Below are 26,897 nucleotides of genomic sequence, written 5' to 3'. Positions count from 1 at the left end.
GCGCTGGTCTACAGTTCGATTCATGCCGCATTCGAGGATTCGCGTCAAGGACGCTGCTGCTCTCCTCGGAGTGAGCGACGACACCGTACGTAGGTGGATCGACGGCGGCACACTCGCGTCGACCAAGGACGAGGCAGGCCGGAAGGTCGTCGACGGTCGAGACCTCGCGAGGTTCGCCCGGGAGAACGCGTCGCCTCCTCCGGACCCGACCGGAACCGGAAGTTCGGCACGCAATCGCCTCGTCGGCCTCGTCACGAAGGTCACCTCGGACACCGTCATGAGTGAGGTGGAAATGCAGTGCGGACCGTTCACCGTCGTCTCGCTCATGAGCACCGAATCCGTGCGGAATCTGGACCTCGAACCCGGCAAGGTCGCCGTCGCCGTGGTGAAGGCGACGACCGTCATCGTCGAAGCACCCTGAACCCTGCCCCGAAGACGAAGGAACCCTCCGTGAATCGCACCCTCGCCACGCTCGCCGCTGTCGGAGCATCCGCAGCTCTCGTTGCCGGCTGTTCGAACCCGGATACGAACAGCGACTCCGACGCATCGGCCACAGCATCGAGCGGCGCCGTCACCGGTGACATCACGGTGTTCGCCGCCGCGTCGCTGAAGACGACGTTCACCGAACTCGGCGAGACGTTCGAGGCCGAAAACCCCGGTACGAACGTCGAATTCAACTTCGCGGGCTCGTCCGACCTCGTCACCCAGCTGATTCAGGGTGCGCCCGCCGACGTGTTCGCGTCGGCGGACACCAGCAACATGACCAAGGCCGTCGACGGCGACCTGGTCGCGGGCGAGCCGGCGAACTTCGCCACCAACACGCTGACCATCGTCACCGCGCCCGGAAACCCGAAGAACGTCACCTCGTTCGCCGACTTGGCCGACCCCGACGTGCTGACCGTCATCTGCGCACCTCAAGTCCCCTGCGGTAGCGCGACGAAAAAGGTCGAGGACGCCACCGGCACCGAGATCCCTGCCGTCAGCGAGGAATCCGCGGTGACGGACGTGCTCGGCAAGGTCACCTCCGGCCAGGCCGATGCCGGACTGGTCTACGTGACCGACGCAGCAGGCGTCGGCGACCAGGTGGCGACGGTCGACTTCCCGGAATCCGCGGAAGCCGTCAACACCTACCCGATCGCAACACTGAACAGCAGCGACAATGCCGGCACCGCAGCAGCATTCGTTGCTCTCGTGACGTCCGATACCGGCCGACGCGTGTTGACAGAGGCAGGATTCGGCGCGCCGTGACCTCTGCTCGGCGCGGGAACGACGTACGCGTCGGGATTCCGGCGTGGGTCTTCGTTCCGGCCGCGATCGGTGCGCTCTTCGTCGTCGCACCTCTCGTGGCGATCATCCTGAAGATCGACTGGCCGAATTTCGTGCCGCTGATCACGTCGGATGCGTCGAAGAGCGCACTTCTGCTGAGCCTGAAGACCGCCGCGACGAGCACATGCCTGTGCGTCGTCTTCGGCGTGCCGATGGCTCTCGTGCTCGCCCGCACGGACTTTCCCGGCTTGTCCGTGCTGCGGGCACTCGTGCTGCTCCCCCTCGTCCTGCCTCCCGTCGTCGGCGGTATCGCACTGCTCTACACCTTCGGCCGGCTCGGGCTGCTCGGCGAATATCTCGACGCGTGGGGCATCGGCATCGCCTTCTCCACGACAGCAGTGGTTCTCGCGCAGACGTTCGTGTCGTTGCCGTTTCTCGTCGTGAGCCTCGAAGGCGCACTGCGCAGTTCGGGACGCGACTACGAGACGGTCGCCGCCACACTCGGAGCCCGCCCGACGACGGTGTTGCGACGGGTCACCGTTCCTCTGGTTCTTCCGGGTCTCGTGTCGGGCGCCGTGCTGGCGTTCGCGCGCGCACTCGGTGAATTCGGCGCAACCCTGACCTTCGCCGGCTCGCTGCAGGGCGTCACCAGAACGCTGCCGCTGGAGATCTACCTCCAGCGTGAGACCGACGCCGACGCCGCGGTGGCACTGTCGCTGCTGCTGATCGCCGTCGCCGCAGTCATCGTGCTCGCGGCACGAGGCCGCCGACTGGCAGGTGCACTGTGACATCCGTTTCCCTCTGCGCCGAGATCACCGGCCGCGACGTCGACTTCCACATGGAGATCGACGACGGCGAGGTGGTGGCCGTCCTCGGGCCCAACGGCGCAGGCAAGTCGACACTGCTGTCTCTTGTCGCGGGTCTCCTGCGCCCCGACCGCGGACGCGTCGTTCTCGGATCCGACGTCGTCACCGACACGACGGACGGCACGTTCGTCCCCGCCCATGCGCGTGGCGTCGCAACACTGACGCAGAAAGCGCTGCTGTTTCCTCATCTGACCGCCGAGGCCAACGTCGCCTTCGCACCCCGAAGCCGGGGCGTCGGACGTCGAGAATCACGCCGTATCGCGCACGACTGGTTGACGGCCGTCGACGCTGCCGACCTCGCCGGACGCAGACCGTCGCAGCTGTCGGGAGGTCAGGCTCAGCGCATCGCGATCGCACGCGCCCTCGCCGCCGACCCCCGTGTTCTGCTGTTGGACGAGCCGATGTCGGCACTCGACGTCGGGACCGCGCCTGCCGTGCGACGGCTGCTCCGCACGGTCCTACGTGACCAGCATCGAACGGCCGTCATCGTCACCCACGACCTGCTCGACGCTCTCGCGCTCGCGGATACCGTCGTTGTCGTCGAGTCGGGCCGAATCGTCGAACGCGGTACGACGACGGAGGTCCTCACCGCACCCCGCAGTTCGTTCGCCGCCCGCATCGCGGGGGTCAATCTGCTGCCGGGCCACGTCGACGGTTCGGGGTCTATTCGAACGCCGTGGGGCCTCGAGGTGTTCGGTCACGGAGATGTCGCCGACGGCTCGGCGGTCGCGGTCTTCTCGCCTGCCTCCGTCGCCGTGTATTCCGAGCCACCCCACGGCAGCCCTCGCAACGTGCTGCCGGTGACCCTCGCCGAGATCGACGTGCACGGCGCGACGGTTCGGCTTCGCGGGTCCGACAACCCCGACGGCTCCCCCGGCGTCGCCGCGGATGTGACGCCCACGGCCGCGCGGGAGCTCGATCTCGAACCCGGCAAGCAGGTGTACTTCGTCGTCAAGAGTCACGAGGTGGCGCTGCACCCGGCGTCCCGATGACCGTCAGGCCGACCTGCGCTGGATGTCGGCTCCCACGAGGGTCCATTTGCCCGACAACGTCCGCGCGACCACCGCGACCATCCGCAAGGTCACGAAGATGCCGAGGCCACACCAGATTCCGCGCAAGCCCCAGTCGAACGCCAACGCCAGCCAGATCGCCGGCAGGAAACCCACGAGCGCGCACGCCAGCGTGGCAGTACGGAGGAACGCGGCATCTCCTGCGCCGAGCAGCACCCCGTCGAGCGCGAACACGACGCCTGCGATCGGAACGATGACGACGAAGATCCACCAGATCGACGCCATCTCGTCGATCACTGCGCTGTCGCTGGTGAACAGGTTCGGGATGACCGGCAGTCCGAGCGCGAACACCGCCGCGAGGACGAGCGCGAACACGGTGGACCACACCGTCAGCCGCCAGCCGAGTCGGGTCGCGCCCCTGCTGTCTCCTCGGCCCAGTGCAGCACCGACGAGCGTCTGGGCGGCAATGGCCAACGAGTCGAGTGTCAAAGAGACGAGATTCCACAGGTGCAGGACGACCTGGTTCGCCGCGACGGCCGCCGCACCGAAGCGCGACGCGACTGCTGCCGCCGACAGGAAACACGCCTGGAACGCCAAGCTCCGCAGAACGAGGTCGCGCCCCAGCACCAGCTGAGCGCGCATGATCGACCAGTCGGGCCGCAGCGGCACGCCTGCTCGGAGCACCGCGGCGATGAAGAACGCGCCGGCCACCGCCTGGCCGACGACGTTCGCAACCGCCGATCCCACGAGTTCGAGCCGCGGAAAACCGAACAGCCCGTGCACGAGCAGCGGACACAGAATCGCGGACAGACCGAGTCCGGACACCACGAACATCAGCGGTCGCCTCGTGTTCTGCACCCCGCGCATCCAGCCGTTTCCGGCCAACGACACCAGAATGAACGGGACGCCGAGCACTGCGACGCGGAACCAGAGCGTCGCCTCCGCCGAGATGTCACCGCCGCCACCGATGACCGACAGAATCGGTCCGCACAGCACCTGCATCACACCGATGATCGCGATACCGAGCATCAGGGCGAGCCACGTGGCCTGGGCACCCTCCCCGATGGCGTCGCGTTCGCGTCCGGCGCCGTGCATGCGTGCCGCACGGGCCGTCGTGCCGTACGACAGGAAGGTCAGTTGGGTACTGACCTGAGCGAGGACGAGGCCGCCCACGGCCAGACCCGCCAAGGGCAGCGCACCGAGTCGACCGACGACTGCGGCGTCGAACAACAGATAGAGGGGTTCGGCCGCCAGTACACCGAGGGCGGGCAGCGCAAGACCCAGAATCCTGCGAGCACTCGCGTCACGGCCGACGAACGCGTCTGTCGAAGCCATCGATCAGCCGAGCGCCTCGATCAGCGCCGCGACGACGGTTTCCTTGGTCCCGAACGCGGTGAAGCCGGCGGCGTTGCGGTGCCCGCCGCCTCCGAGCGTCGCCGCGACGACCGAGACGTCGACGGACGACTTCGACCGCAGTGACACCGTCCACTCGTCGGCGGTCTGCTGTTTGAACACCGCCGCGACCTCGGCTTCGGACGTCGTGCGCACGATGTCGATGACGCTTTCGATTTCTTCGGATCGCAGACCGGCGGAATCGGAGCAGAGGATGGCCGCGTACACCAGTCCGAGCCCCGCGACGGCCTCCGGCACGAGCGTCGCCGAGCCGAGCACGGAACCGAGCATGGGCAACCACCCGAACGGGTGACTGTCCAACAACTGGCGGGCGATGGCGGCGCCGTCGATACCCGTCGCGAGCAGACGCTCGGCGAGCAGATGGGATCCGGGACGGACCCATCGGAACGAGCCGGTGTCGGTGACGAGACCGGCGAATAGACAGTGCGCTATGTCGGCGTCGATGTCGACGCTCCAGGCGTCGAGCAGGCGCGTGATGACGGCCGTCGTCGATTCGGCAGCTGGATCGACGACGTTCAACGTGCCGAACCGCGTGTTCGACCGATGGTGGTCGATGACGAGAGACGCGTCCGCCGCGTCGAGGCAGTCGCCGAGATCGCCGAGCCGCCCTCGGCTACCCGCGTCGACCGACACCACCAGGTCGACACCGCGACGAACTTCCCCGGCCGAGACCAACATCTCGCGGCCGGGAAGCTCGCTCATGGACTCCGGCAGTTCGCTCGGCGTGGCGAAGGACACCTCGACGTCCACGCCGCGACGCTTCAGCACGATGGCCAGCGCGAGACCGCTGCCGATGGTGTCCGCGTCCGGCTGCACGTGACACAGCACGGTGACCGTGCTCGCTGCTTCGAGCAACGAAATCGCCTGGGCGAACTTGTCGTCGACCGTCGTGTCCGACGACGTGCCTGGAGTCATCGTCACCTCGTTCAGTCCAGGTCGGTGGACTCGGAACTCTCGGTCGTCTCGCGCGGGGCCTTGTACGGATCGGCCTCACCCGCGGGCTTCGCCGACGCGGCGACGCGAGCCACCTCGCTGTCGGCCTGACGGGCACGCTCGAGCAGTTCTTCCATGTGACGTGCAGTATCCGGGACGGTATCCGTCGCGAACGTCAACGTCGGAGTGAACCGGACGCCCGTGCCCGCACCGACCTTCGAGCGAAGCACGCCCTTCGCTTTTTCCAGTCCGGCGGCTGCACCGGCGAGATCGGGCTCGGCGTCGAGGCTCTCGCCTCGCACCGTGTAGAACACCGTCGCGTCGTGCAGATCTGCGGTCACCTTGCAGTCGGTGATCGTCACGTACGCCAGGCGTGGATCCTTGATCTCGTGATCTATCGCTGTCGCGACGATGGACGAAATCCGCTTGGCGAGCCTACGAGCTCTCGCTTGATCCACCATGAACTTTCACGCTCCTCGAACAACTATCCCCGGTTCAGTCCTCGGGGCCGAACACTCTTCTTCTGACCGCCAACAATTCCAGATCCTGGCGTTCGGCGACGTGACGCTCGCACTCGTCCAGCATGTCGTGCAAACCGTCGACATCCGATCCCGCCACGGCGACGCCGAACAGGGACCGGCGCATGCGCGATCTTTCCCCTGCCTCGGTCGCGGACACTCCGAACTGCTTGAGCGCAGCCAGAACGGGCTCGACCATCGAACGCTTTTCGTCGAGCGAACGCACGTCTCCCAGCAGCACGTCCAGCTCGAGAGCACCCAGATACACGCGGCCATCCTTCGATCGTGTTCGACCGAACGATCCGGCGGCGGTACCCGAAAGTACCGCCGCCGGTTGTCCGATCGAGTGCAGTGTTACTCCCCTTGCTCCACTACCACTCGCACCGCGCGAACTAGTCGCGTGGCTTCTCGCGAAGCTCGTACGCCTCGATGACATCGCCCACCTTGATGTCCGAGTACGTGACCGTCAGACCACATTCGTACCCCTCGCGAACCTCGACGACGTCGTCCTTCTCGCGGCGAAGCGAGGAGATCGTGACCGTCTCGGCGACCACCGCGTTGTCACGCAGCAGTCGTGCCTTCGCATTGCGACGCACAGTACCGGAGGTGACGAGGCAACCGGCGATGTTTCCGACCTTCGAGGAACGGAACAGCGCGCGAATCTCGGCCTGGCCGAGAGCGACCTCTTCGTACACCGGCTTGAGCATGCCCTTGAGGGCCTTCTCGATCTCGTCGATCGCCTGGTAGATGACCGAGTAGTACCGGATGTCGACGCCCTCGCGGTTGGCGAGCTCGGTGGCTTTGCCTTCCGCTCGAACGTTGAAGCCGATGATGATCGCGTTGGATGCCGACGCCAGGTTGACGTTGGTCTCCGTGACGCCACCGACACCGCGGTCGATGACGCGCAGCTCGACCTCGTCGTCGATCTGGATCCCGAGCAACGCCTCCTCGAGAGCCTCGACGGTTCCCGAGTTGTCACCCTTGAGGATCAAGTTCAGCTGCGAAGTCTCCTTCAACGCTGCATCGAGATCGTCGAGGCTGATGCGCTTACGACTCTTCGCTGCCAACGCGTTGCGCTTGCGGGCGTTGCGTCGATCGGCGATCTGACGTGCGATGCGGTCCTCGTCGACCACGAGCAGGTTGTCACCTGCACCCGGTACCGACGTGAAGCCGACGACCTGGACGGGCCGCGACGGCAGCGCCTCGGTGACGTCCTCGCCGTGCTCGTCGACCATGCGACGGACACGTCCATAGGCGTCTCCGGCCACGATCGAATCTCCGACGCGGAGCGTTCCGCGCTGGATGAGCACGGTCGCCACCGGTCCGCGTCCACGATCGAGGTGCGCCTCGATGGCGACACCCTGAGCGTCCATGTCCGGGTTCGCTCGCAGGTCGAGAGCAGCGTCCGCCGTCAGCAGCACTGCTTCGAGCAGTGCGTCGATGTTGGTGCCCTGCTTCGCCGAGATGTCGACGAACATCGTGTCGCCGCCGTACTCCTCGGCCACGAGACCGTATTCGGTGAGCTGCTGCCGGATCTTGTCCGGGTTCGCGCCTTCCTTGTCGATCTTGTTGACCGCGACCACGATCGGCACATCTGCTGCCTGCGCGTGGTTGATCGCCTCGACCGTCTGCGGCATGACGCCGTCGTCGGCTGCGACGACCAGGATCGCGAGGTCCGTCGCCTTGGCACCACGAGCACGCATGGCGGTGAACGCCTCGTGACCCGGGGTGTCGATGAAGGTGACGAGTCGTTCGCTGCCTTCGAGCTCGGTCAGAACCTGGTAGGCACCGATGTGCTGCGTGATGCCGCCTGCCTCGCCCTCACGGACGTTGGCCTTGCGGATCGAGTCGAGCAGTCGGGTCTTACCGTGGTCGACGTGGCCCATGACGGTGACCACAGGAGGACGCTGTTCGAGGTCTTCCTCGCCGCCCTCGTCCTCGCCGTAGGTCAGGTCGAAGCTGTCGAGCAGCTCGCGATCCTCGTCCTCGGGGCTGACGACCTGGACCACGTAGTTCATCTCGCTGCCGAGAAGCTCCAGCGTCTCGTCGTTGACCGACTGCGTTGCCGTGACCATCTCGCCGAGGTTGAACAGCGCCTGCACGAGTGCAGCCGGGTTCGCGTCGATCTTGTCCGCGAAGTCGGACAGCGATGCACCGCGGGCGAGGCGAATGGTCTCGCCGTTGCCACGGGGCAACCGCACGCCGCCGACTGCGGGAGCCTGCATGCTCTCGTACTCGGCGCGTTTCGCCCTCTTCGACTTACGTCCACGACGAGGTGCGCCTCCGGGACGACCGAAAGCACCTGCTGCAGCGCCACGCTGTCCGGGACGACCGCCGCCGCCGGGGCGACCACGGAAACCACCTGCTGCTCCGCCTGCGGGAGCGCCGCCGGGTGCACCGGGAGCTCCGCCGCCGCCGCGGTATCCACCGCCGCCGCCACCGGGACGACCGCCCGGTGCTCCGCCGGGACGACCCGGACGACCACCCGGTGCGGGGCGCGCCGAACGAGACGGCATCGCGCCCGGGTTCGGGCGAGGAGGCATCGAGCCGGGAGACGGGCGAGGTCCGCCCTGGCCGGGAGCCGGACGGGGACCGCCCTGGCCGGGAGCCGGACGAGGTCCGCCCTGGCCGGGAGCCGGACGGGGACCGCCCTGGCCGGGAGCCGGACGAGGTCCACCCTGGCCGGGAGCCGGACGGTTGCCGCCCGGACGAGGTCCACCCGGTGCCGGACGAGGCGCGGGCCGTTCCGCCGGAGCGGACGAGTACGGGTTGTTACCGACGCGAGGCGCCTTCGGGCCCGGCTTCGGGCCGGGAGCGCCGGGCTTCGGAGCTGCCGGACGTGCTGCTTCACGCGATCCAGCCGACGCTGCAGGCGCCTGAGGAGCGGGTGCCGCAGGTGCGGACGGCGACGGTGCAGCCGGACGAGCCGGGGTCGGGCGGGGCGCCGACGTCGGCGCCGGGGTGGATGCAGCCGGTGCCGCGGGGGCAGCCGGTGTCTGCGCTGCAGGTGCTGCGGGAGTCTGCGCCGCAGGTGCTGCGGGCGCGGACGGAGCCGGACGGGGTGCCGGCTTGGGGCCGGGACGCGGTCCACCGGGCTTTGCGCCGGTGCTGGGCTTGGGTGCATCCGAGCTACGACCGTTGCCCGAAGGGGCGTCCGACTTCGCGGACGGGAACGACTCACGGATACGACGCGCTACCGGCGCCTCGACCGTGGACGATGCAGATTTGACGAACTCGCCTTGCTCTTTGAGCCGTGCGAGTAGTTCCTTGCTTGTGACACCGAGTTCTTTGGCCAACTCGTGCACGCGGGCCTTGCCTGCCACTGCTCTCCTCACTGAGAGGCCGAGCGAGGCATTAAGCCCGCACGACCTCGGGTTATCTCCGATGGACGTTCATCGTTGGTGCTTCACGGTGTGCTCATCAGTGCTGTTGCCTGTTCTTCTCGACGGGTGAAGCTCTGTCGCTGGTAAAGACTGCCGCCTCGATGCGTGTGCGAGGCCGAGACCTCACAGGTTTCTGCTTTCGATGAAAGCAACAACCTCCGACGTGTCGACTGTTCCCGACACGCGTAACGCTCTACCGAAAGCTCGGCGCCGTTCTGCGTTCTCCAGACAAACCGCTACGGGATGCAGCCATGCACCACGTCCGGGAAGCCGGTGACGAAGGTCGGGTACTACGACGGATTCCGAAGAATGCCGATCTCGAACCACGACCCTCAGCAGATCGGAGGCCGGAGCTCGCTCCCTGCATCCGACACAAGTGCGCACCGGCCGACTGTCATGCATCGAACCGGTGCTCTCGTGACCTCGGGCAGTGAGATCGTTCCGAACCATCGACCAGTCTAGCGCTGTCTTGCCCCGATCTCCGCATTCCACCCTTATGCGCTGGTCGACTCGGGTGCCGCGGCCGCGTCGCTGCGGATGTCGATACGCCAACCGGTCAGACGAGCAGCGAGTCGGGCGTTCTGACCCTCCTTGCCGATCGCGAGCGACAGCTGGTATTCCGGCACGACGACGCGAGCGGCGCGGGCAGCCGCGTCGACGACGGTGACCGACACCACCTTGGACGGCGACAGCGCGTTACCGACGAAGGTGGCGGGATCGTCGTCGAAGTCGATGATGTCGATCTTCTCGCCGGCGAGCTCGCTCATCACGTTGCGCACACGCTGACCCATCGGGCCGATGCACGCACCCTTGGCGTTGAGGCCCGACACGGTCGAGTGAACGGCGATCTTGGATCGGTGACCGGACTCACGTGCCACCGCGACGATTTCCACCGAGCCGTCGGCGATCTCGGGAACTTCGAGCGCGAAGAGCTTGCGTACCAGGTTCGGGTGCGTACGCGACAGCGTGATCTGCGGTCCGCGCTGTCCGCGTGTGACGCCGACGACATAGCACTTGATGCGTTCGCCGTGCTCGTACGTCTCGCCCGGGACCTGCTCCGCGGGCGGCAACAGGCCGTCCGCGCCGTTGGCGTCGCTGCCGATCCGCACGATCACAGTGCCCTTGGCGTTTGCTCGCGTGTCACGCTGGATGACGCCACCGACGATCTCGCCCTCGTGCGTCGCGTACTCGCCGAACGACTTCTCGTGTTCGGCGTCGCGGAGCCGCTGGAGAATGACCTGACGCGCGGTGGTCGCCGCGATCCGGCCGAAGCCCTCGGGAGTGTCGTCCCATTCGGAGATCGTGTTGCCGTCGGCGTCGATTTCCTTCGCCATCACACGCACCGAGCCGGACTTGCGGTCGACGTCGATCCACGCGTGCGGCTGATGCCCCTCGGTGTGGCGGTATGCAGTCAGCAAGGCGGTCTGGATGGTCGAGATGACCATGTCGATCGAGATTCCCTTGTCCGCCTCGATGGCGCGGAGCGCTGCAATGTCGATATTCACTTGTCGAACCCTTCTTCCGGTGTGTCCACGTTCACGATCTCGTCGGCGTCGGCCGGCCTGGGACGACTGCCGAACACCCCGCCCGCCAATTCCATCTCGTCTTCCTTGGGCGGCGAAAATTCGACCTGCACAACGGCTTTCGAGATATCCGACAATGCGACGACCCGAGTCGCCAATACGCCTTTGGTCCGCGTCACCAACGTGACCGATCCGCCGTCCAGAGCACCGACTCGGCCGTCGAACTTCTCGTCCGCCACCTCGACGCGGACCTTGCGGCCGCGGGCGCGTCGCCAGTGACGCTCCTCGGTGAGCGGGCGATCGATCCCCGGCGTCGTCACCTCGAGCGTGTACGGCGCTTCACCGAAATCGGAGACGCCGTCGAACAATTCCGAGATCTCGTGACTGAGAGCAGGAAGCGCGTCGAGGCCCGTACCTTCTTCACGGTCCACCATGATGCGCACGGCGCTGTGCTTACCCGCCGAGACGACCGTCACGTCCTCGAGGTCGAAACCTCGGTCGTGGACCAGATCGGACAGGAGCGCGACGACCCTCTCCTTCGACGGAACAGGCATCTCTCGCGAACTCCTCGTTCAGTTGTGGTCGCGTTCGACGCAGGGGTCGAACGTCTCGGGGATCGAACGTACAGCCTAGCGCCATTTCGAGGTGTTCGTGACCAGGTGCGGGTTCGCCGGATCCGAAGGACACCTGGCACGATGTCGAACGTGCCGACGTCCGCTATTCCTCCCACACTCAGTCGTCGAACCGCGTTGCGGTTGACCGGCGGTGTCGTTCTCTCCACCGTCGGGCTGGCGGCGACCGCAGGATGTTCGTCCGGCGCCGAGACCGCAGCCACCGTCGACACACTGACTCAGCATCTGAATCTCGCGCGCCGCGACTCGGCGGCCGCGGGTGCCGCAATCGCGACGCTGCCCGATCTCGCAGGCCCGCTCGGGGTCGTGCAGTCCGAACGGGAAGCCCATGCGTCGGCGATTTCCGCGGAGATCGACCGCGTCGCGGGGACCGACCCGAACGAGACCACGACCGCGAGTCCGACGACCACCCAGGCAGCAACTCCCCCACCGACACTGGACGAGTTGAAGAGCCTGCTGAGCGAATCCCAGCGTGCCGCAGCCGGTTCCGCGCGCGAAGAGTCCGGCTACCGCGCAGGCCTTCTCGGATCCGTCAGCGCGGCATGCGCCGTCGAGGTGTCGGTGGTGCTCGCATGAACGAGCTCGGAGAAGAACAGCAGGCTCTCGTCGACGCGCTGAACGCAGAGTACGCGGCAGTATTCGCCTACGGCGTCGTCGGCGCCTTCTCGAATCCGACGCGTGCGGACCTCGTCGCGACGAACGCCGCGGCGCATCGAGCCCGACGCGACGCGACGATCGATGCATTGAAAGCTGCGAGCGTGACTGCGCCGCTTCCCAGTCCGGCCTACTCGATTCCGTTCGCCGTGACCGACCCTGTCTCAGCAGCACAACTCGCAGCCCAAGCCGAGGTCGACACGTCGATCGCGTGGCGGTCGGTGATCGAACGCAGCAATTCCGGTCCCACACGGGAGACCGGAATCGCTGCACTCACGGAAGCGGCACTGCGACTGGCGAATTGGCGCGAGATCCTGGGAGTGTCTCCGTCGTCGGTTCCGTTCCCCGGTCAGCCCTGACCGACTCGGCACCGGTTCTTCCCGGCATGAACAGCGCGGCGACGATTCCGAGCGCGACCGCTCCGGCGCCGACGAGAAGCGCGGGAGCGAGCGCGTCGGTGTAGCCGGTGGGCGTCAGGGCACCGCCTGCCCCGAGGAACACAGCGGTCAGTACCGCGATGCCGAGTGCGACGCCGATCTCGCGAATCGTCGAGTTGGTGCTGCTCGCAGTGGCATGGTCGACCTCGGCCATGTCGGCCAGGACGGCGGTGGCCGAGGGCGCGAAGGTCAACCCCATACCGATGCCTGCCATCGCCAGCGCGGGCACCATGCTCGCGTAGGACGTTCCCGGCTCGAGAATCGCGGCCATCCACACCAGAGATCCGGCTTGGAGCGTCAGGCCCGCGACGAGCAACGCTCGCAGACCGAGCCTCGGCGCGAGAAGCCCGGCCAGCGGCGCGACGACCATCGGTGCCGCTGTCCACGGCAGCGTCCGCAGACCAGCCTGGAACGGGCTGTAGCCCATGACGATCTGCAGATACTGCGACAGCAGGAACACCGCACCGAACATGCCGAGAGTGAACGTCACTCCGATCACGTTCGCGAGCGCGAAGCTGCGCGAGCGGAACAGACGCAACGGCACCACAGGGGACGATGCGCGTCGTTGCCTCGCCACGAAGACGATCATCGCGACGGCGGATCCGGCGAACGTCAGAAGCACCGAGGTCGAGGCCCATCCGTCGTCGTTTCCGTGCACGACAGCCCATACGAGCAGGAACACGCTCGCCCCAGCCGACAGAACTCCGGTGTAGTCGAGCGGCTGTCTGCGCCCGAACGATTCCTTCAACGCGACGAGAGCGAGCGGAACCGCGATCAAGGCGACGGGGACGTTGATCCAGAAAATGCCCTCCCATGCGACGCCGTCGACAACGGCACCACCGACGACGGGACCGAGCGCGACACCGAGCCCGGAGACGCCACCCCAGATTCCGATGGCGAGCGGACGCTTGGCCGCGGGCACGACCGACGCGAGCAGCGTGAGCGACAACGGCATGATCGCTGCCGCGCCCGCACCCTGGACCGCACGAGCCGCGATCAGCATCGCCGGCGTCGTGGCGAGGGCCGACGCGATCGACGCGAGCGTGAAGACGGCGATTCCGCCGAGGAAGACGCGTCGTCGACCCCACCTGTCTCCTAATGTCGCCGCGACGAGCATCAACGTCGCGAAGCTCAGGGTGTACGCGTTCATGAACCACTGCAGTTCCGCGACGGATGCGGAGAGGTCGGCCTGAATCACCGGAAGTGCACTGGTCATCACCAGATTGTCGAGTGTTGCCATGAACATCGGGAGCGACGCGGCCACGATTCCGACCCAGATCGGAATGGTGCGCTCACTCGGTGGAATCGGCGGGGATGTCGTGGTCATCGGAGTCACCTTCGCTGTCACCGGAGTTGTAAGCATCGAATGATTACTTGTGCAGGGACGCTAGTAATCGACTGATAATCTGTCAACATGGCAACGTCGACGAAGACCACACGCATGGATGCATCGGACCGACGTGAGCTCGTGCTCGACGCCGCGATGCGCGCGTTCGCGAGAGGCGGGTTCGCCGGCACCAGCACCGATGCCGTCGCCAAGAAAGCAGGTGTGTCGCAGCCCTACGTGGTACGCATGTTCGGCACCAAGGGCGAATTGTTCCGCCTGGTGTTTCAACGCGCAATCGACGGCATCATGGCCGCGTTCGAGAAAGTCCTGGGCGGCGACGAGCCGTACCCCGACGACGACGTGTGGGCAGCACTCGGGGCCGCCTACACCCAACTCGTCGCAGACCGCGATCTGCTGCTCGTGATGATGCACGGCTTCACCGCCGGCAGCATCCCGGACATCGGAGCTCAGGGCCGCGCCGGGATGGGCGCAATCTTCACCCAGATTCGCGAGGGCACCGGATGCACACCCGACGAGGCACGGGACTTCATCGCCCACGGCATGTTGCTCAACTGTCTGCTCGCAATGCAAGCACCCGAACACACCGACGACCAGGCACTGAGCGAACTCGCGTCATGCTCCTTCGGGCCGACCCTGGAACAGCTTCGGAGCGTTGTGCGAGTGGATAATTCGGGGCCGCAGGCTGCGCACTGACGCTCATTGAGCCGCGGTATATCAGCGGTTCACTACAATCTAGTTCACGAAGTCGTGAGACACAGTTGTCCGCTATCCCCCGAGGCAGCGCTCGCTTACCGAGCGCGCCCCACTCACAGGACGAGCACGATGGACGCTGCTCGCCGATTCGCGGTTCTTGTCGGTGGCATGTGATATTGCTGTTCGATCGTAATGCACTGCGAGACAACCAGTTTCCTTGACATCCCAAACTCCGGTGATATAGTCGAACACAAGTTCGAATCGAGTCGGGGGGCTTGAATCCATGCCGTTCACGGAGCGCAGCGCGTTCGCGAAATACGTCGGACCACAGAAGAAACCGGTCATCGACACCGACCTGTTGGGTGAACTGTCGCAGGTCGCGGTCCTGGAAAATCAGGCCTGCGCGCGCAAAGTCGCTCTCGCAGCCCACATATGGGATTCGTGCATCCACCAAACCATCCAAGTCGGGGACCTGATCACCGATGCCGGTAACTACGCCGCATCCGAAACCGCGAAAATTTTGGGCTGCTCGAAAACCGTCGCAGACACCTTCGCCGAAATCGGCATGGATTTACGCCTACGACTGCCCGCGATCAAAGCCGCATTCGAATTAGGCGAACTCGACCTCGCCCGCGTCCGCGCGATCTACCGCGTCACCTCCCCGCTGTCTTTGGATGCTGCCACCCGGATCGAAGCCGAAGTACTACACGCCGCCAGAAGGCTCTCGCCCGGACCATTGGCCACCGAAATCGCCGCCATCATCCAGCGCACCGCACCCGACGAAGTCGCCGAAACACGGGAAGACCTGAAAAAGCTCACCGGAGTGCGCTACCGCGACAAAGACCTGATCGCCACCATCGAAGCAACCCTCGACGCCGCCGACGCCGCCGCCTGCTGGCAAGCGATCACCGAAATGGCCGCCACCGTATGCCCGCGAGACCCCCGTACCCGCAGCCAACGCCTCGCCGCCGCCTACACCGCATGCATGCGGCGCGAAACCCATCTCGCCTGCACCTGCGAAGTCGACGAAGACCACCCCTGCACCGCCAACCGAACCCTGCCCGACCGGCGAGTACCACTGACCTCGATCACCATCGACCTCGCCACCCTCGCCGCATTGAACGATCTACCCGCCTACCTCGCCGGACACGGCCTCATCGACGCCGCCTACGCCCGCGAACTCGCCGCCAACAGTGACTGGCAGATCGTCATCACCGAAGCCCGCAACATCGCCGACGAACTCCAGATCACCACCACAGCCGACGACACGGCCGACAACGACGAAGTAAGCGACGCGAGCGAGGCTGACGACGAGAGTCGGGCTAGCGACGAGACCTGCAGCGGCGGAGGCGGCGAAAATGAGGCCGACGGCGAGAGGGCGGAGACCGAGACCACCGAGGCCCCCGAGACGGCGGAGAGTGAGAACACTGCCGCCGACACCGACGAGCAGGACGCGAACAGCAAGACCACTGCCGCCGACCAAAACGAACGCGAAGGCGAAGAGAACGACGGCGCGGCCGAAGGAACGGCCGGTCACGAAAGCTCTGAAGGAACGGTCGGCGAACAAAGCGCCGAGCAGGGTGATCCCGGGGACGCCGCGGCTGAATCCGGAAATGGCTCAGCGGCTACCGGACTCCCGGCATCTGTCGATCATCTGACGTTCCACCCACTCGGACGCGGGCGACGCCGACGCGGCCTGAACCTCCCGAAACCCGCAGCAGGCGCCGCTCGCGCACAGACCGTCCCCGCCGACACCGGCCCCTACCGCGGCTCCTACACGCTCATCGCTGCCCTCGAGAAAGCGATCGCCGCCAACCCCGCAGTCGCCCAAGCGCTCTACCCCGACGGCCACGGCGGATTCATCGAACCACCCGCCGGGGCGCTGCAGTACAAGCCCCGCGCACAGCTCGCCGACCTGGTCCGCCACCGCGACCGCACCTGCCGATTCCCCGGCTGCGACGTACCCGCAGCCAGCTGCGAACTCGACCACATCATCCCCTACCTCCACCACGACCCCGCCCGCGGCGGCTGGACAATCCTGACCAACCTGCACTGCCTGTGCCGCTACCACCACTCCCTCAAAACCATGGGCGCCTGGCACACCACCATGCTCGCCGGAGCCATTGAACACTGGACATCGAACTCCGACAGCACCGCCGTCACCCTCCCCGGAAGCAGCGTCGGCGCAACCGATCTCACCGGCCACACACTCACACCACACATACCCCGCAAACGCAGACCCGCATGCGAAAAGACATCACACGAACCGGAATCGACAGCCCCACCGCCCGTCGAGCCCGACAAGACCAGCCAGGCCGAGAAGACCAGCCAGGCCGAGAAGACCAGCGAGACAACCACCCACGAGCAACCCACCGACCCCTGGAACGTCGACATCACCGGCAAAGAAAGGGTAGACGCCGATGACCCAGCACCGTTCTAGGATCAAGGTAGCCGCAGTTTGTACGTTTTCCCGGGTCGAGAGTCGTCGATAACCTCAGGCTTTCATCTCGTAGGCACCGTCGTAGGCAACGACTTCGTTCCACACCGCGTCGAAACGTGCTTTGTCGGCGAAGGGTTTGCGGATCGCACCGAGCGCCCAACGTTGCTGAGCCTCCGTCGACGACGGCTTTCCGTGCAGCGCGACGGCATAGCCGGAGAAGTCGCGAACCTGGAAGTCGAAGATCTGATCCAGCAAGGGCGTCGAAATACGTTCCGCCAGTTCGAGAACGAGATGCCCGTACACGATCAGCGAGAACAAGTGACCGACATTCAGCAGGAAGTCGAGATCCGTCTGCTGGTTCTCGTCGGGTGCCGCCTCGGCCAGGAACTGCTCGAACGCCAGGGCTTGTTCGTGGAAGCGGGCGACATTCGGCACATGAGAGTGCTTCTCGTACACGGGTTTCCAGTCGTGAAATCGCACCTTGCTCGCGCCACGGGCCGGACCTTGCGCGAAGAAGAAGGTGTCGTCGGAGGCGTCGTCGCGCACACCGACTTCCGGGTACTCGGTGGGCGCGAACATGTAGGACGGCATGAACTTGAGCATCAGCGCGACGTTGACGTGCACTGTCCCCTCGAGTTTCGGAAGCGTGCCGATCAACTGCGCCGCCTCCCGGAAGTACGTATCCTTCTCGTAGCCCTTGGCGGCGACGACGTCGTGCAGCAACCGCACGACCGTCTCGCCTTCGGACGTGACCTTGGCTTTCGTCATCGGATTGAACAGCAGATAGCGACGGTCGTCCAGCGTCGCAGACCGGAAGTAGTCGACCGCGCGTGCACTGAACAGTTTCATCGCCGCCAGCCGCGCGTAAGAGTCGACGAAACTCGCTCGCACGTGCGCAAACTCGGTGACGCGGTTGCCGTAGAGAATTCGATTGTGCGCATGTGTGATCGCTTCGTAGAAGGCATGCTCGGTGATGCCGATCGATCCGGTGCACAGATTGAACTTGCCGACGTTGACAGTGTTCAGCGCCGCGGAGAACGCGTCGGCCCCAGTGTGGAGGATGTCCTCCTCACGCACCGGGTAGTTCTCGAGCGCGAACGTGCTGACGTACATCTGACCGTGAACCACGTTGCCGCGCAACACGAAATTCGGGTGGGACGAGTCTGCGACGAAGAAGACATAGGCATCTGGGCCGGCAGGAGCGGAGCCTGCGGAGTGACCGGAGTCGGCAGGAGCGGAGCCTGCGGAGTGACCGGATTCGGCAGGAGCGGAGCCCGCGGAGTGACCGGATTGGGCAGGAGCGGAGCCTGCGGACTGACCAGAAGACACGGTGTCGGTGCGCCGACCGAAGACCGAGACCATGCCTGCGACGTTGCCGTTACCGATGTAGTACTTCTCCCCCGACGCCATGAAACCGTCGTCCGTGGGCGTGAGGAGCATGTCGGTGGAGTAGACGTCGGCGCCGTGCGCGCGCTCGGACAGGCCGAACGCCATGACGCCACCTGCGTCCAACTGCTCGGCGGCACGACGCTTGGCCGCGTCGTTGTCGCTCATCCAGATCGGCCCGAGGCCGAGAACGGTGACCTGCCAGGCGTACCAGTAGGACAGCCCGTAGAACCCGAGGATCTCGCTCAACTGAGCGTTGCGAAACGCATCCCAGCGTTTGTTCGGGTCCCCGTTCGCATACGCCTGCGGGGTGCAGAACGTCGCGAAGATTTTCTCCTCGGCGACGAAATCGAGGAAGTCGGCCGTCCAGACCGCATTGAGGTCGTCGTCGAGCAACCTGGCTTTGCCTCGGTTCTCGAACCAGTCGATCACGGCACGGAGTTGCCGCGCCGTCTCGTCGTCGAACTGTGCACCGTCGAATGTCGTCGGATCGAACAGCGAGAAACCGGCCACGGCGAATCACCTCTCACACTCGGTTACCCCCGAAGCTATCAAGGGGTAACCGAGCCCGAGTGGAAATCAGGCGGTAGGGCGAACTGCCTTCACGATCTCGGCGACGGCGGCATCCCTGTCGACCTCTCGGCTCTCACCGGAGAACCGATCGCGGATCTCGACCTTGCCATCGGCCCATCCGCGACCGACCACGACCACGAGCGGCATGCCGAGCAGCTCGGAATCCTTGAACTTCACGCCAGGCGATGCCTTGCGGTCGTCGAACAGGACCTCCAGGCCCTGCACGTCGAGCGCCGACGCGATGGACTCTGCGCCTTCGCGGGCGGCGTCGTCCTTGTTGGCGATGACGAGGTGCACGTCGTACGGCGAGATCTCGGCAGGCCAGCGCAGGCCCTTGTCGTCGTGCATCTGCTCGGCGACGACCGCGACCAGCCGGGACACGCCGACACCGTACGAACCCTGGACGAGTCGGACCGGCTTGCCGGTCTCGCCGAGAACGTCGACGGAGAACGCGTCGGTGTACTTGTAGCCGAGTTGGAAGATGTGGCCGATCTCGATTCCGCGCGCCGAGACCAGCGTGCCCTGGCCGTCGGGCGACGGGTCGCCGTCTCGCACCTCGGCTGCCTCGATGGTGCCGTCGGGTGTGAAATCACGGCCGGCGACGAGGTTCACGACGTGCTTGCCCCCGATGTCGGCGCCGGTGATCCACGACGTGCCGTCGACGACCCGGGGATCGACGAGGTAGCGAACACCGTTCGCCTGCAGTGCACGCGGACCGATGTAGCCCTTGACCAGGAACGGATTGGCCGCGAAGTCCGCGTCGGTGAGCAGTTCGAACTCCGCGGGTTCGAGCGCTGCCTCGAGCCGCTTCTCGTCGACCTCGCGGTCGCCGGGCAGGCCGATCGCGAGAAGTTCCCACTCCCCTTCCGCGTTCCGTACCTTCAGCAGAATGTTCTTGAGGGTGTCTGCGCCGGTGATCGTGCGGCCGAGGTCGGCCGAGTTGGCCCAGTCGACGAGCGTCGCGATGGTCGGTGTGTCGCCCGTCTCGTGGTCCACCGCGGCGGGCTGACCCTCGATGGGCAGCGGGTCCGGCGCAGGCGTCGTGACGGCTTCGACGTTGGCCGCATAGCCCGATTCGACGCAACGCACGTAGGTGTCCTCGCCGATCTCGCTCTCGGCCAGGAACTCTTCCGACGCGCTTCCGCCCATGGCTCCCGACGTCGCCGCCACGATGACGTACTTGACACCGAGACGTTCGAAGATGCGCTGATACGCCTCGCGATGTGCGTTGTACGACGCCTTCAGACCGTCCTCGTCGAGATCGAACGAGTACGAGTCCTTCATCACGAACTCGCGGCCGCGCAGGATGCCTGCACGCGGACGCTCTTCGTCGCGGTACTTGGTCTGAATCTGGTACAGCGTGACCGGCAAGTCCTTGTACGAGTTGTACTCACCCTTGACCGTCAGCGCGAACAGCTCCTCGTGCGTCGGACCGAGCAGCATGTCGTTGCCCTTGCGGTCCTGCAGTCGGAACAGTGCGTCGCCGTATTCGGTCCAGCGGTTCGTCGCTTCGTAGGGCTCACGCGGTAGCAGTGCGGGCAGCGAGATCTCCTGCGCGCCGATCGCATTCATCTCTTCCCGAACGACCTTCTCGATCTGCCGCAACACCTTGAGCCCCAACGGCAACCAGGAGTAGACGCCGGGCGCGATGCGCCGGACGTATCCGGCGCGAACCAACAGCTTGTGGCTGTCGACTTCGGCGTCCGCGGGGTCGTCGCGGAGAGTGCGGAGAAACAGCTGAGAGAGGCGGGTGATCACGGGGTACGAGAATAGTCGGTGGCCCGGCGCTGACCGGCAGCCGCCCACCTCTTGCCGGCGGTGGGTAACGTTGATGCCCGTGATCGTTCTGCTGCCCCCGTCCGAAACGAAGTCCGACGGTGGCGAGGACTCCCCGCTGGACTTGACCCGCCTGTCGCTGCCCGAGCTCAACCCACTTCGGCAGAAGCTGGCCGACGCGCTCGTCGAACTCGCCGACGATGTCCCCGGCTCGCGCGCGGCACTCGGTCTCGGGCCGACGCAGGACGACGAGATCGAACGCAATGCGTCGTTGTTCACGTCACCGACAGCCCCGGCGCTGAGCCGCTACACCGGTGTTCTCTACGACGCGCTCGACGCGAAATCGTTCACGAAGGCCGGTCGCGCCCGTGCGGCCGCCCGGTTGTGGATCGGCTCGGCGCTGTTCGGTGTCGTCCGCGCGTACGACCCGATCCCGACGTACCGTCTGTCCGGTGGTTCGAAGATCCCCGGGTTCGGAACACTGCGTTCGCATTGGAAGCCGGAGCTGACCGACGCTGTGGTCTCCGCGGCCGACGGCGTCGTCGTCGATCTGCGATCCGGTACGTATCAACAGCTCGGACCGATACCCGGTGCGATCACAGCGACCGTGCTGACCGAGAAGCCCGACGGATCCCGGTCGGTCGTCAGCCATTTCAACAAGCATCACAAGGGACTGCTGGCTCGCGCGTTGACGCTGACGACAGCCGAACCCAAGGACGTGAAGGGACTCGCCAGAGTCGCGTCGAAGGCAGGGCTGCGCGTCGAGGTCGCGTCGTCGACCGAACTGATCGTGGTTACCGAATGAATCCCGTGCCGAAGCTGCTCAGGGCGGGCGCCGACGCGTCGTTCGGGCGCGACAAGGACTTACGCGTCGTCGACGACATCACGGACCGTCTGATCGGGCTGGAAGACTTCGATGCGATGGCGCTGGGGTCGCTCGCGTTGACCAACATGATCCAGACGATGTACGAGGCCGGGTGGCAGCCGTTCGATCTGCTGCACATCGTGCGACGCCAACAGACCGTCGCCGTGTCGTCGCTCGCGGCTGCGGTGATTCTCCATCAGTCGGATCTGACGAACGCGAACGACCGCGCGCCCGAGTTCTGGGTCGACCAGTTGTCGGAGATCTGCGCGCTGTATCCGAAGGCTGCGTCGCGGGTGGAGGCGTCGCCCAGTTTTCTTGCAGCGCTGCTTCGTTCGAGCGGCAAGTCCGACTACATCGCGGCAAGTGATCAGTGGATCGCGGTGCTCGCGCTGCTCGGCCAGTGGCAGACCCTGCCGCGGTGGCCGCAGATCGGCCCGCTGCCATCGCAGTGGCCGAGGAAGCGGGCAACCCCACGCGTCACGGCAACGGCCGGTGCGGATTCTCCGAACGCGAAGGTACTGGGCCGTATTCGTGGCCTGCTCGCCAAGGCCGACGCCACCGACTTCGACGAGGAAGCCGAGATCCTGACGGCCAAGGCGCAGGAATTGATGACCCGGTACTCGATCGACTCGCTTCTTCTGAGCGAAGGAAACGTCGACGTCGACAGCCGCCGCGTCCACGTCGACAATCCGCACGCGCCGGCGAAAGCTCAACTGCTGCACGTGGTCGGCGAGGTCAACCGGGTGAAGTCGATCTGGGATCCCGAGTTCGCCGTAGCGACACTCGTCGGGTCACCGATCGACGTCGAGCAGACCGTCGTGTTGTTCACCTCGCTCCTCATCCAGGCGACACGCGCATTGTCGCACTCTCCGAAAGCCAAGCGGCGCAAGGGTTCCGCGTCGGCCGCGTTCGGCAAGGCGTTCCTGTTCGCGTACGCGGTGCGGATCGGTGAACGCCTCGCCGACGCCGACGCGCACGCCCTCGACGAAGCATCTGGAGAATCCCGCGACCTCCTTCCCGTGCTCGCCGCCAAGACCGTCGCCGTCGAAGAGGCATTCGACCGACTCTTCCCGAGGGTGAAGGCGATGCGCGGACCGAGGCTCGACGCGGAGGGCTGGGAATCGGGTCAGGCAGCGGCGGACAAGGCGGAGTTGCGGTAGCTGGGATCGGGTTTGCCGACGAAATATTCATCTACCGACGGGGTCTCGTGCGTAGATGAACAATCGGTCGGCATACTCATCGCCGCCGCTCGGCCCGTCGACACGCACGCTCGAACTTGTCGCGAACACGAGCGAAAGACCACAGATCGCGCCATCCCCACCGGATGACTTCCAACCCGTGATCGCGCAAGTCGTCCTCCCTCCACTTCTCCTTCACGACATCCTCGTGATCGTCGTACTTACTTTCGCCGTCGATTTCACCGACGACCCGCCATCGCTTCCAATAGAAGTCGACCCGGACGAGAAACCGCCCCTTGACCCTGAGCACCTGTTGAAGAACGGGTTTCGGCATGCCGAGCTCCATCATTCTGAGTCGGCTGAGGGTTTCACCTGGGCTCTCGCTGCCGATGTCCATAGCGGCGAAGGCCCGCCGAGCGGCACCGATTCCGTTCGACCGCGCCGATGCCTCGATGGCCCGACGCAACTGGTCCATGGACACTTTCTTCGATCTCAGAGCCGAATCTCCGATCACCGCAGCGTGATCCAAATCGACTATCCGAGCACAATCACTCACCGTCCGATCGAGAGTGGTCAGCCGGATTCCGTCCGACACCGTCACCGATTCGTTCGACAAGGCTCCCGTGTGTACATGAAGGCCCGACGTGGTGCGGCCACTACCGCCGGGAATCGTCAGATGTACCCGCGTCAGATCGGTGTCCCACATGTCGAGACCGTGCAGAACTGCCGCCGACAGGTGACTCGCGACGGCGTCGGCCGTGTTCACCCGCAGCGTCGCGATGGTTCGGAGCCGGTGTTTCTGTCGCGGATTCAACGAATCGAACAGCTCCGGTCGCACGTAGATCCCAGGGACCATTCGTATCAGTTCGCCGCGCGCACACAGGCGTTGCAGTTCGGTGTCGGTGTATCCGGCCTCCAATGCCGAAGCGCGGGTGATCAAACCGTAAGAGTCGGGGCGCATCACGGAAGTACAGCACGGCGACGGTGTGACAAATCCGCCTACAAGGTTCGTCTGTGGATGAAGCCATCCTGTGGATGGTGGCGCGCCACGAATGTGCCGACCGAATCTTCATCTGCCGACGGGGTCTCGTGCGCAGCTGGTGAACACGTGCGCGAACACGCGTCGACCCCGCCGGGCACAATGGGTTCAGTGCAGAACACTTTCGATGACACGATCGCCCGGGCGACCGAGCTGCTGCAGCGCAAGGATCTGGCTGCGATGTCGGAGCTCGTCGCCGACTTGTCTCCGGCCGATGCGGCTCGGGTCCTCGAACGCGCGGATTCGGCGGAAAGAGCTGTGCTGTACCGACTTCTGCCGAAGGACCAAGCCCTCGACGTGTTCGAGCAGTTCGACGCCTCACTGCGCGGCGAACTGCTCGGCGCTCTGCGCGACGACGACGTCATCACGCTCTTCGAGGAACTCGACCCGGACGATCGCGTCGAACTCGTCGACGAACTGCCGTCGAACGTCGCACACCGGTTGATGCAGGGATTGTCGGCGACCGAACGTGACCTGACGGCACCGATGCTCGGCTACGCGAAGGGTTCGGTCGGCCGACGGATGAGCCCGGAGTACATCCGCGTGCACCCGTCGACCACGGCAGCCCAGGCGCTGCACCAGGTTCGAACCACCGGCGCCGATGCCGAGTCGGTCTACATGCTGCCCGTCACCGACGACCGTCGACGCCTCGTCGGTGTCGCCACTCTGGCCGACGTCGCCACCGCGGCACCGGACACGACGATCGGCGATCTCGCGAGTGCGGGACCCGTCGTCACCGCCGAGATCTCCGCCGAGGACGCCGCACGCATGTGTCTCGGCAATCGCAGCCCGGCGGTGGTCGTCGTCGATTCCGAGCACCGCCTGATCGGAATCGTGACGATCGAACAGGCGTCGCGGATCCTCGAAGAAGCGGAGGACGAGGATGCAGCGAGGGCAGGCGGTACCGAGCCTCTCCGACGGCCCTATCTGTCGACGCCCGTCCTGTCGATCGTGCGCTCCCGAGTCGTGTGGCTGCTCGTGCTGGCATTGTCCGCGATACTGACGGTTCAGGTTCTCGAGATCTTCGAGCATGCGCTCGCTGCCGTCGTCACCCTGGCTCTGTTCATTCCGTTGCTGACCGGCACGGGCGGCAACACCGGGTCACAGGCCGCGACGACGGTGACGCGTGCACTTGCGGTCGGCGACGTCCGACCCCGTGACATCGCGGCGGTGTTGTTCCGCGAAGTGCGCGTGGGCGCGACGATGGGCGCGATGCTGGGCTCGCTGGGATTCGTGATCGCCGGGCTCGTCTACGACTTCCATCTCGGCCTCGTCATCGGCTCGACACTCCTGGCCATCTGCACGCTCGCCGCGACGGTCGGCGGGGCGATGCCGCTGATCGCGAAGAAGATCGGCGTCGATCCCGCCGTGTTCTCGACGCCGTTCATCTCGACGTTCTGCGATGCTTCGGGGCTGATCGTGTATTTCGCGATCGCGAAGCTCGTGCTCGGAGTGTGACCGTCAGCCCTTCTGCGCATCCTCCTGCGCGGCCTGCGCCTGCGCGACCTGCTGTGGGCTGAATCGGATGAAGTACGCCGCGATGCCCGCGACGACGGCCGCGATCGCGCAGCAGAACAACGCGAACATGTAGCCGGAACTGAGCGCGTCGAGCTGCGCTGCGTTCATCAGGTTCGCAGGTCCGGTCGTGCCGCCGAGAGACAAGGTCCGCGACGTCACCAGTGCGCCGATGACGGCCAGGGCGACAGGGCCGCCCAACGTCTGCGCGACGAGTGCGATCGCCGTCAGCGGTCCGATCTCGGTCGGCTGGACACCGGCGATGGCACACAGCGGAAGCGGAATGGACGCCATACCGACGCCGAACCCGATGCCGATGACCGGGAAGAAGATGCCGGGGAAGTACGACGAATCGCCGTCCATCGTCAGCACCGAGAACAGCAGCCAGCCGACCATGATCGCTGCACCGGCCATGACGAGAAAGCGGGGCTGGATTCGGACGGCGAGCTGCGAGGTGATGAACGCAGCGGCACCGAGTCCGAACGCGAACGGAACGAACGCAAGACCGGCCGCCAGCGGGCTGTAGCCCAGCACGTCCTGCACGAACAACGCGACGAACGCCGCAAGCGAGAACATGACGCCACCCGCGAAGAAGATGGCAACGAACGTCGCGACGCGGTCTTTGCTGGAGAAGAGCGAGAACGGTAGCAGCGGATTGTCGGCACGGCGCTCGACGACGAGGAACAGCCCGAGCAGCACGACACCCGCGACGAACGAGCCGATCACCAGCGGACTGGTCCAGCCGAGTTCGGTGCCCTCGCTCAGCGCCAACACCACTCCGGTACATCCGAGCGTGCCGAGTATCGCTCCCGGGAAATCCAAGGCCAGCCGCATTCCGCTGGTTTCGCGAAGCGACACCACCGCGAGGATGACGATGACGATGCCGATCGGGACGTTGATCAGGAAGATCCATCGCCACGACACCTGAGTCAGCGCACCACCGATGATGAGCCCGGCGATCGATCCGACACCCGTCATCGCCGCGTAGATCGCCACGGCCTGATTGCGGACCGGGCCCGGCGCGAACGTGGTCGCAACGAGGGCGAACGCCGTCGGCGACGCGACCGCCGCACCGACGCCCTGCAGTGCGCGAGCGGCAACCAGTGTCGCCTCGTTGACCGCGAGCCCGCACAGCAACGATGCCACCGTGAACAGCACGACGCCGCCGAGGAACATCTTCTTTCGACCGTACGCATCACCGAGCCGCCCACCGAGCAGCATCAGCCCGCCGAACGCGAGTGCGTAGGACGTCAGAACCCAGTTTCGGCCGGCGTCACTCAGCCCGAGGTCGGCCTGCAACGGGGCCAGGGCCAGGTTCGCGACGGTCCCGTCGAGAACCACCATCAGCTGGAGACCACTCAGCACGATGATCGCCAGGCCGAAGGCCCTGGTGGTCACCGGATAGACGATCTGCGTGGAGGCCGCTGCGGGCTGCGAGTGGTCGGGCAC

23 protein-coding genes and 1 pseudogene are annotated in these 26,897 nt (G+C 65.7%); 11 read left to right on the top strand and 13 right to left on the bottom strand.

Annotated elements, in window-relative coordinates; all coding sequences use genetic code 11:
* Position 1 precedes the first annotated feature (1 nt).
* The 4 genes and pseudogenes from HQ354_RS08325 to HQ354_RS08310 all read left to right on the top strand — a co-directional run.
* Positions 2-421 (top strand): annotated as a pseudogene (locus tag HQ354_RS08325) (molybdopterin-binding protein); the annotation flags it as partial.
* Positions 422-450: 29 nt separating this feature from the next.
* Positions 451-1,248, top strand: a complete 798-nt coding sequence (modA, locus tag HQ354_RS08320; protein ID WP_068428748.1) for a molybdate ABC transporter substrate-binding protein — start codon at positions 451-453, stop codon at positions 1,246-1,248.
* Complete coding sequence (locus tag HQ354_RS08315) at positions 1,245-2,054, top strand: ABC transporter permease (protein WP_068428745.1); 810 nt, start codon at positions 1,245-1,247, stop codon at positions 2,052-2,054. Before modA ends, HQ354_RS08315 begins: the two co-directional genes overlap by 4 nt.
* Positions 2,051-3,124, top strand: a complete 1,074-nt coding sequence (locus HQ354_RS08310; RefSeq protein WP_217266270.1) for a sulfate/molybdate ABC transporter ATP-binding protein — start codon at positions 2,051-2,053, stop codon at positions 3,122-3,124. Before HQ354_RS08315 ends, HQ354_RS08310 begins: the two co-directional genes overlap by 4 nt.
* A 3-nt stretch (positions 3,125-3,127) precedes the next feature.
* Here the strand turns inward: HQ354_RS08310 and HQ354_RS08305 are convergent, their stop codons facing one another.
* The 8 genes from HQ354_RS08305 to rimP form a co-directional block, all read right to left on the bottom strand.
* Entirely contained in the window at positions 3,128-4,477 is a 1,350-nt protein-coding gene (locus tag HQ354_RS08305) for an MATE family efflux transporter (protein ID WP_068428742.1), read from the bottom strand.
* A gap of 3 nt (positions 4,478-4,480) precedes the next feature.
* Complete coding sequence (locus tag HQ354_RS08300; protein ID WP_068428739.1) at positions 4,481-5,476, bottom strand: bifunctional oligoribonuclease/PAP phosphatase NrnA; 996 nt, start codon at positions 5,474-5,476, stop codon at positions 4,481-4,483.
* A gap of 5 nt (positions 5,477-5,481) precedes the next feature.
* Positions 5,482-5,949 (bottom strand): 30S ribosome-binding factor RbfA, encoded by a 468-nt coding sequence (gene rbfA / locus HQ354_RS08295; RefSeq protein WP_068428737.1) that lies wholly within the window; start codon positions 5,947-5,949, stop codon positions 5,482-5,484.
* Between the two features lie 34 nt (positions 5,950-5,983).
* Positions 5,984-6,274, bottom strand: coding sequence for a DUF503 domain-containing protein (locus tag HQ354_RS08290; RefSeq protein ID WP_068428733.1), 291 nt, complete (start codon positions 6,272-6,274; stop codon positions 5,984-5,986).
* A gap of 124 nt (positions 6,275-6,398) precedes the next feature.
* Positions 6,399-9,329 carry a translation initiation factor IF-2 gene (infB, locus tag HQ354_RS08285; protein ID WP_114331209.1) on the bottom strand — a complete coding sequence of 977 codons (2,931 nt, stop codon included), beginning with the start codon at positions 9,327-9,329 and terminating at the stop codon, positions 6,399-6,401.
* 183 nt (positions 9,330-9,512) lie between these two features.
* Positions 9,513-9,791: a YlxR family protein gene (locus HQ354_RS08280; protein ID WP_240930997.1), complete on the bottom strand. Its 279-nt coding sequence runs from the start codon at positions 9,789-9,791 to the stop codon at positions 9,513-9,515.
* 92 nt (positions 9,792-9,883) lie between these two features.
* Positions 9,884-10,894: a transcription termination factor NusA gene (gene nusA / locus HQ354_RS08275; protein WP_068428719.1), complete on the bottom strand. Its 1,011-nt coding sequence runs from the start codon at positions 10,892-10,894 to the stop codon at positions 9,884-9,886.
* Entirely contained in the window at positions 10,891-11,466 is a 576-nt protein-coding gene (gene rimP, locus HQ354_RS08270; protein WP_114331210.1) for a ribosome maturation factor RimP, read from the bottom strand. Before rimP ends, nusA begins: the two co-directional genes overlap by 4 nt.
* Positions 11,467-11,616: 150 nt before the next feature.
* On the opposite strand from rimP, the gene HQ354_RS08265 reads away from it, so the two are divergent.
* Both HQ354_RS08265 and HQ354_RS08260 read left to right on the top strand, forming a co-directional pair.
* A complete protein-coding gene (locus HQ354_RS08265) occupies positions 11,617-12,120 on the top strand; it encodes a hypothetical protein (RefSeq protein ID WP_222634585.1) in 504 nt (167 codons plus the stop codon).
* Positions 12,117-12,557 (top strand): ferritin-like domain-containing protein, encoded by a 441-nt coding sequence (locus HQ354_RS08260; RefSeq protein ID WP_068428712.1) that lies wholly within the window; start codon positions 12,117-12,119, stop codon positions 12,555-12,557. Before HQ354_RS08265 ends, HQ354_RS08260 begins: the two co-directional genes overlap by 4 nt.
* On the opposite strand, the gene HQ354_RS08255 is transcribed toward HQ354_RS08260, so the two are convergent.
* Positions 12,472-13,962, bottom strand: coding sequence for a DHA2 family efflux MFS transporter permease subunit (locus HQ354_RS08255; protein WP_222634586.1), 1,491 nt, complete (start codon positions 13,960-13,962; stop codon positions 12,472-12,474). The genes HQ354_RS08260 and HQ354_RS08255 overlap by 86 nt on opposite strands.
* Positions 13,963-14,049: 87 nt before the next feature.
* Between HQ354_RS08255 and HQ354_RS08250 the strand changes: the two genes are divergently transcribed.
* Together HQ354_RS08250 and HQ354_RS25525 are read left to right on the top strand one after the other, a co-directional pair.
* Positions 14,050-14,676: a TetR/AcrR family transcriptional regulator gene (locus HQ354_RS08250; RefSeq protein ID WP_222634587.1), complete on the top strand. Its 627-nt coding sequence runs from the start codon at positions 14,050-14,052 to the stop codon at positions 14,674-14,676.
* Positions 14,677-14,959: 283 nt separating this feature from the next.
* Positions 14,960-17,116 carry a DUF222 domain-containing protein gene (locus HQ354_RS25525; protein WP_261768565.1) on the top strand — a complete coding sequence of 719 codons (2,157 nt, stop codon included), beginning with the start codon at positions 14,960-14,962 and terminating at the stop codon, positions 17,114-17,116.
* Between the two features lie 54 nt (positions 17,117-17,170).
* On the opposite strand, the gene HQ354_RS25520 is transcribed toward HQ354_RS25525, so the two are convergent.
* Both HQ354_RS25520 and HQ354_RS08230 read right to left on the bottom strand, forming a co-directional pair.
* Entirely contained in the window at positions 17,171-19,015 is a 1,845-nt protein-coding gene (locus tag HQ354_RS25520) for an acyl-CoA dehydrogenase family protein (protein ID WP_254303569.1), read from the bottom strand.
* A gap of 66 nt (positions 19,016-19,081) precedes the next feature.
* On the bottom strand, positions 19,082-20,833 hold the full coding sequence (locus tag HQ354_RS08230; protein WP_068428697.1) for a proline--tRNA ligase: 1,752 nt from the start codon (positions 20,831-20,833) through the stop codon (positions 19,082-19,084).
* A gap of 79 nt (positions 20,834-20,912) precedes the next feature.
* On the opposite strand from HQ354_RS08230, the gene yaaA reads away from it, so the two are divergent.
* Positions 20,913-21,656 carry a peroxide stress protein YaaA gene (gene yaaA / locus HQ354_RS08225; protein ID WP_068429175.1) on the top strand — a complete coding sequence of 248 codons (744 nt, stop codon included), beginning with the start codon at positions 20,913-20,915 and terminating at the stop codon, positions 21,654-21,656.
* Complete coding sequence (locus HQ354_RS08220) at positions 21,653-22,876, top strand: DUF2786 domain-containing protein (protein ID WP_222634588.1); 1,224 nt, start codon at positions 21,653-21,655, stop codon at positions 22,874-22,876. Before yaaA ends, HQ354_RS08220 begins: the two co-directional genes overlap by 4 nt.
* Before the next feature lie 76 nt (positions 22,877-22,952).
* Here the strand turns inward: HQ354_RS08220 and HQ354_RS08215 are convergent, their stop codons facing one another.
* Entirely contained in the window at positions 22,953-23,855 is a 903-nt protein-coding gene (locus HQ354_RS08215) for a type IV toxin-antitoxin system AbiEi family antitoxin domain-containing protein (RefSeq protein ID WP_222634589.1), read from the bottom strand.
* 189 nt (positions 23,856-24,044) lie between these two features.
* On the opposite strand from HQ354_RS08215, the gene mgtE reads away from it, so the two are divergent.
* A complete protein-coding gene (mgtE, locus tag HQ354_RS08210) occupies positions 24,045-25,391 on the top strand; it encodes a magnesium transporter (RefSeq protein WP_068429174.1) in 1,347 nt (448 codons plus the stop codon).
* Positions 25,392-25,394: 3 nt separating this feature from the next.
* On the opposite strand, the gene HQ354_RS08205 is transcribed toward mgtE, so the two are convergent.
* Positions 25,395-26,897 (bottom strand): MFS transporter, encoded by a 1,503-nt coding sequence (locus HQ354_RS08205; RefSeq protein ID WP_068428688.1) that lies wholly within the window; start codon positions 26,895-26,897, stop codon positions 25,395-25,397.

This window comes from Rhodococcus sp. BP-261 (assembly GCF_019835205.1).
GTDB lineage: Bacteria > Actinomycetota > Actinomycetes > Mycobacteriales > Mycobacteriaceae > Rhodococcoides > Rhodococcoides kyotonensis_B.
The sequence above is the reverse complement of the archived record's forward strand: the minus strand, read 5'-3'. Positions and strand labels throughout refer to the sequence as shown.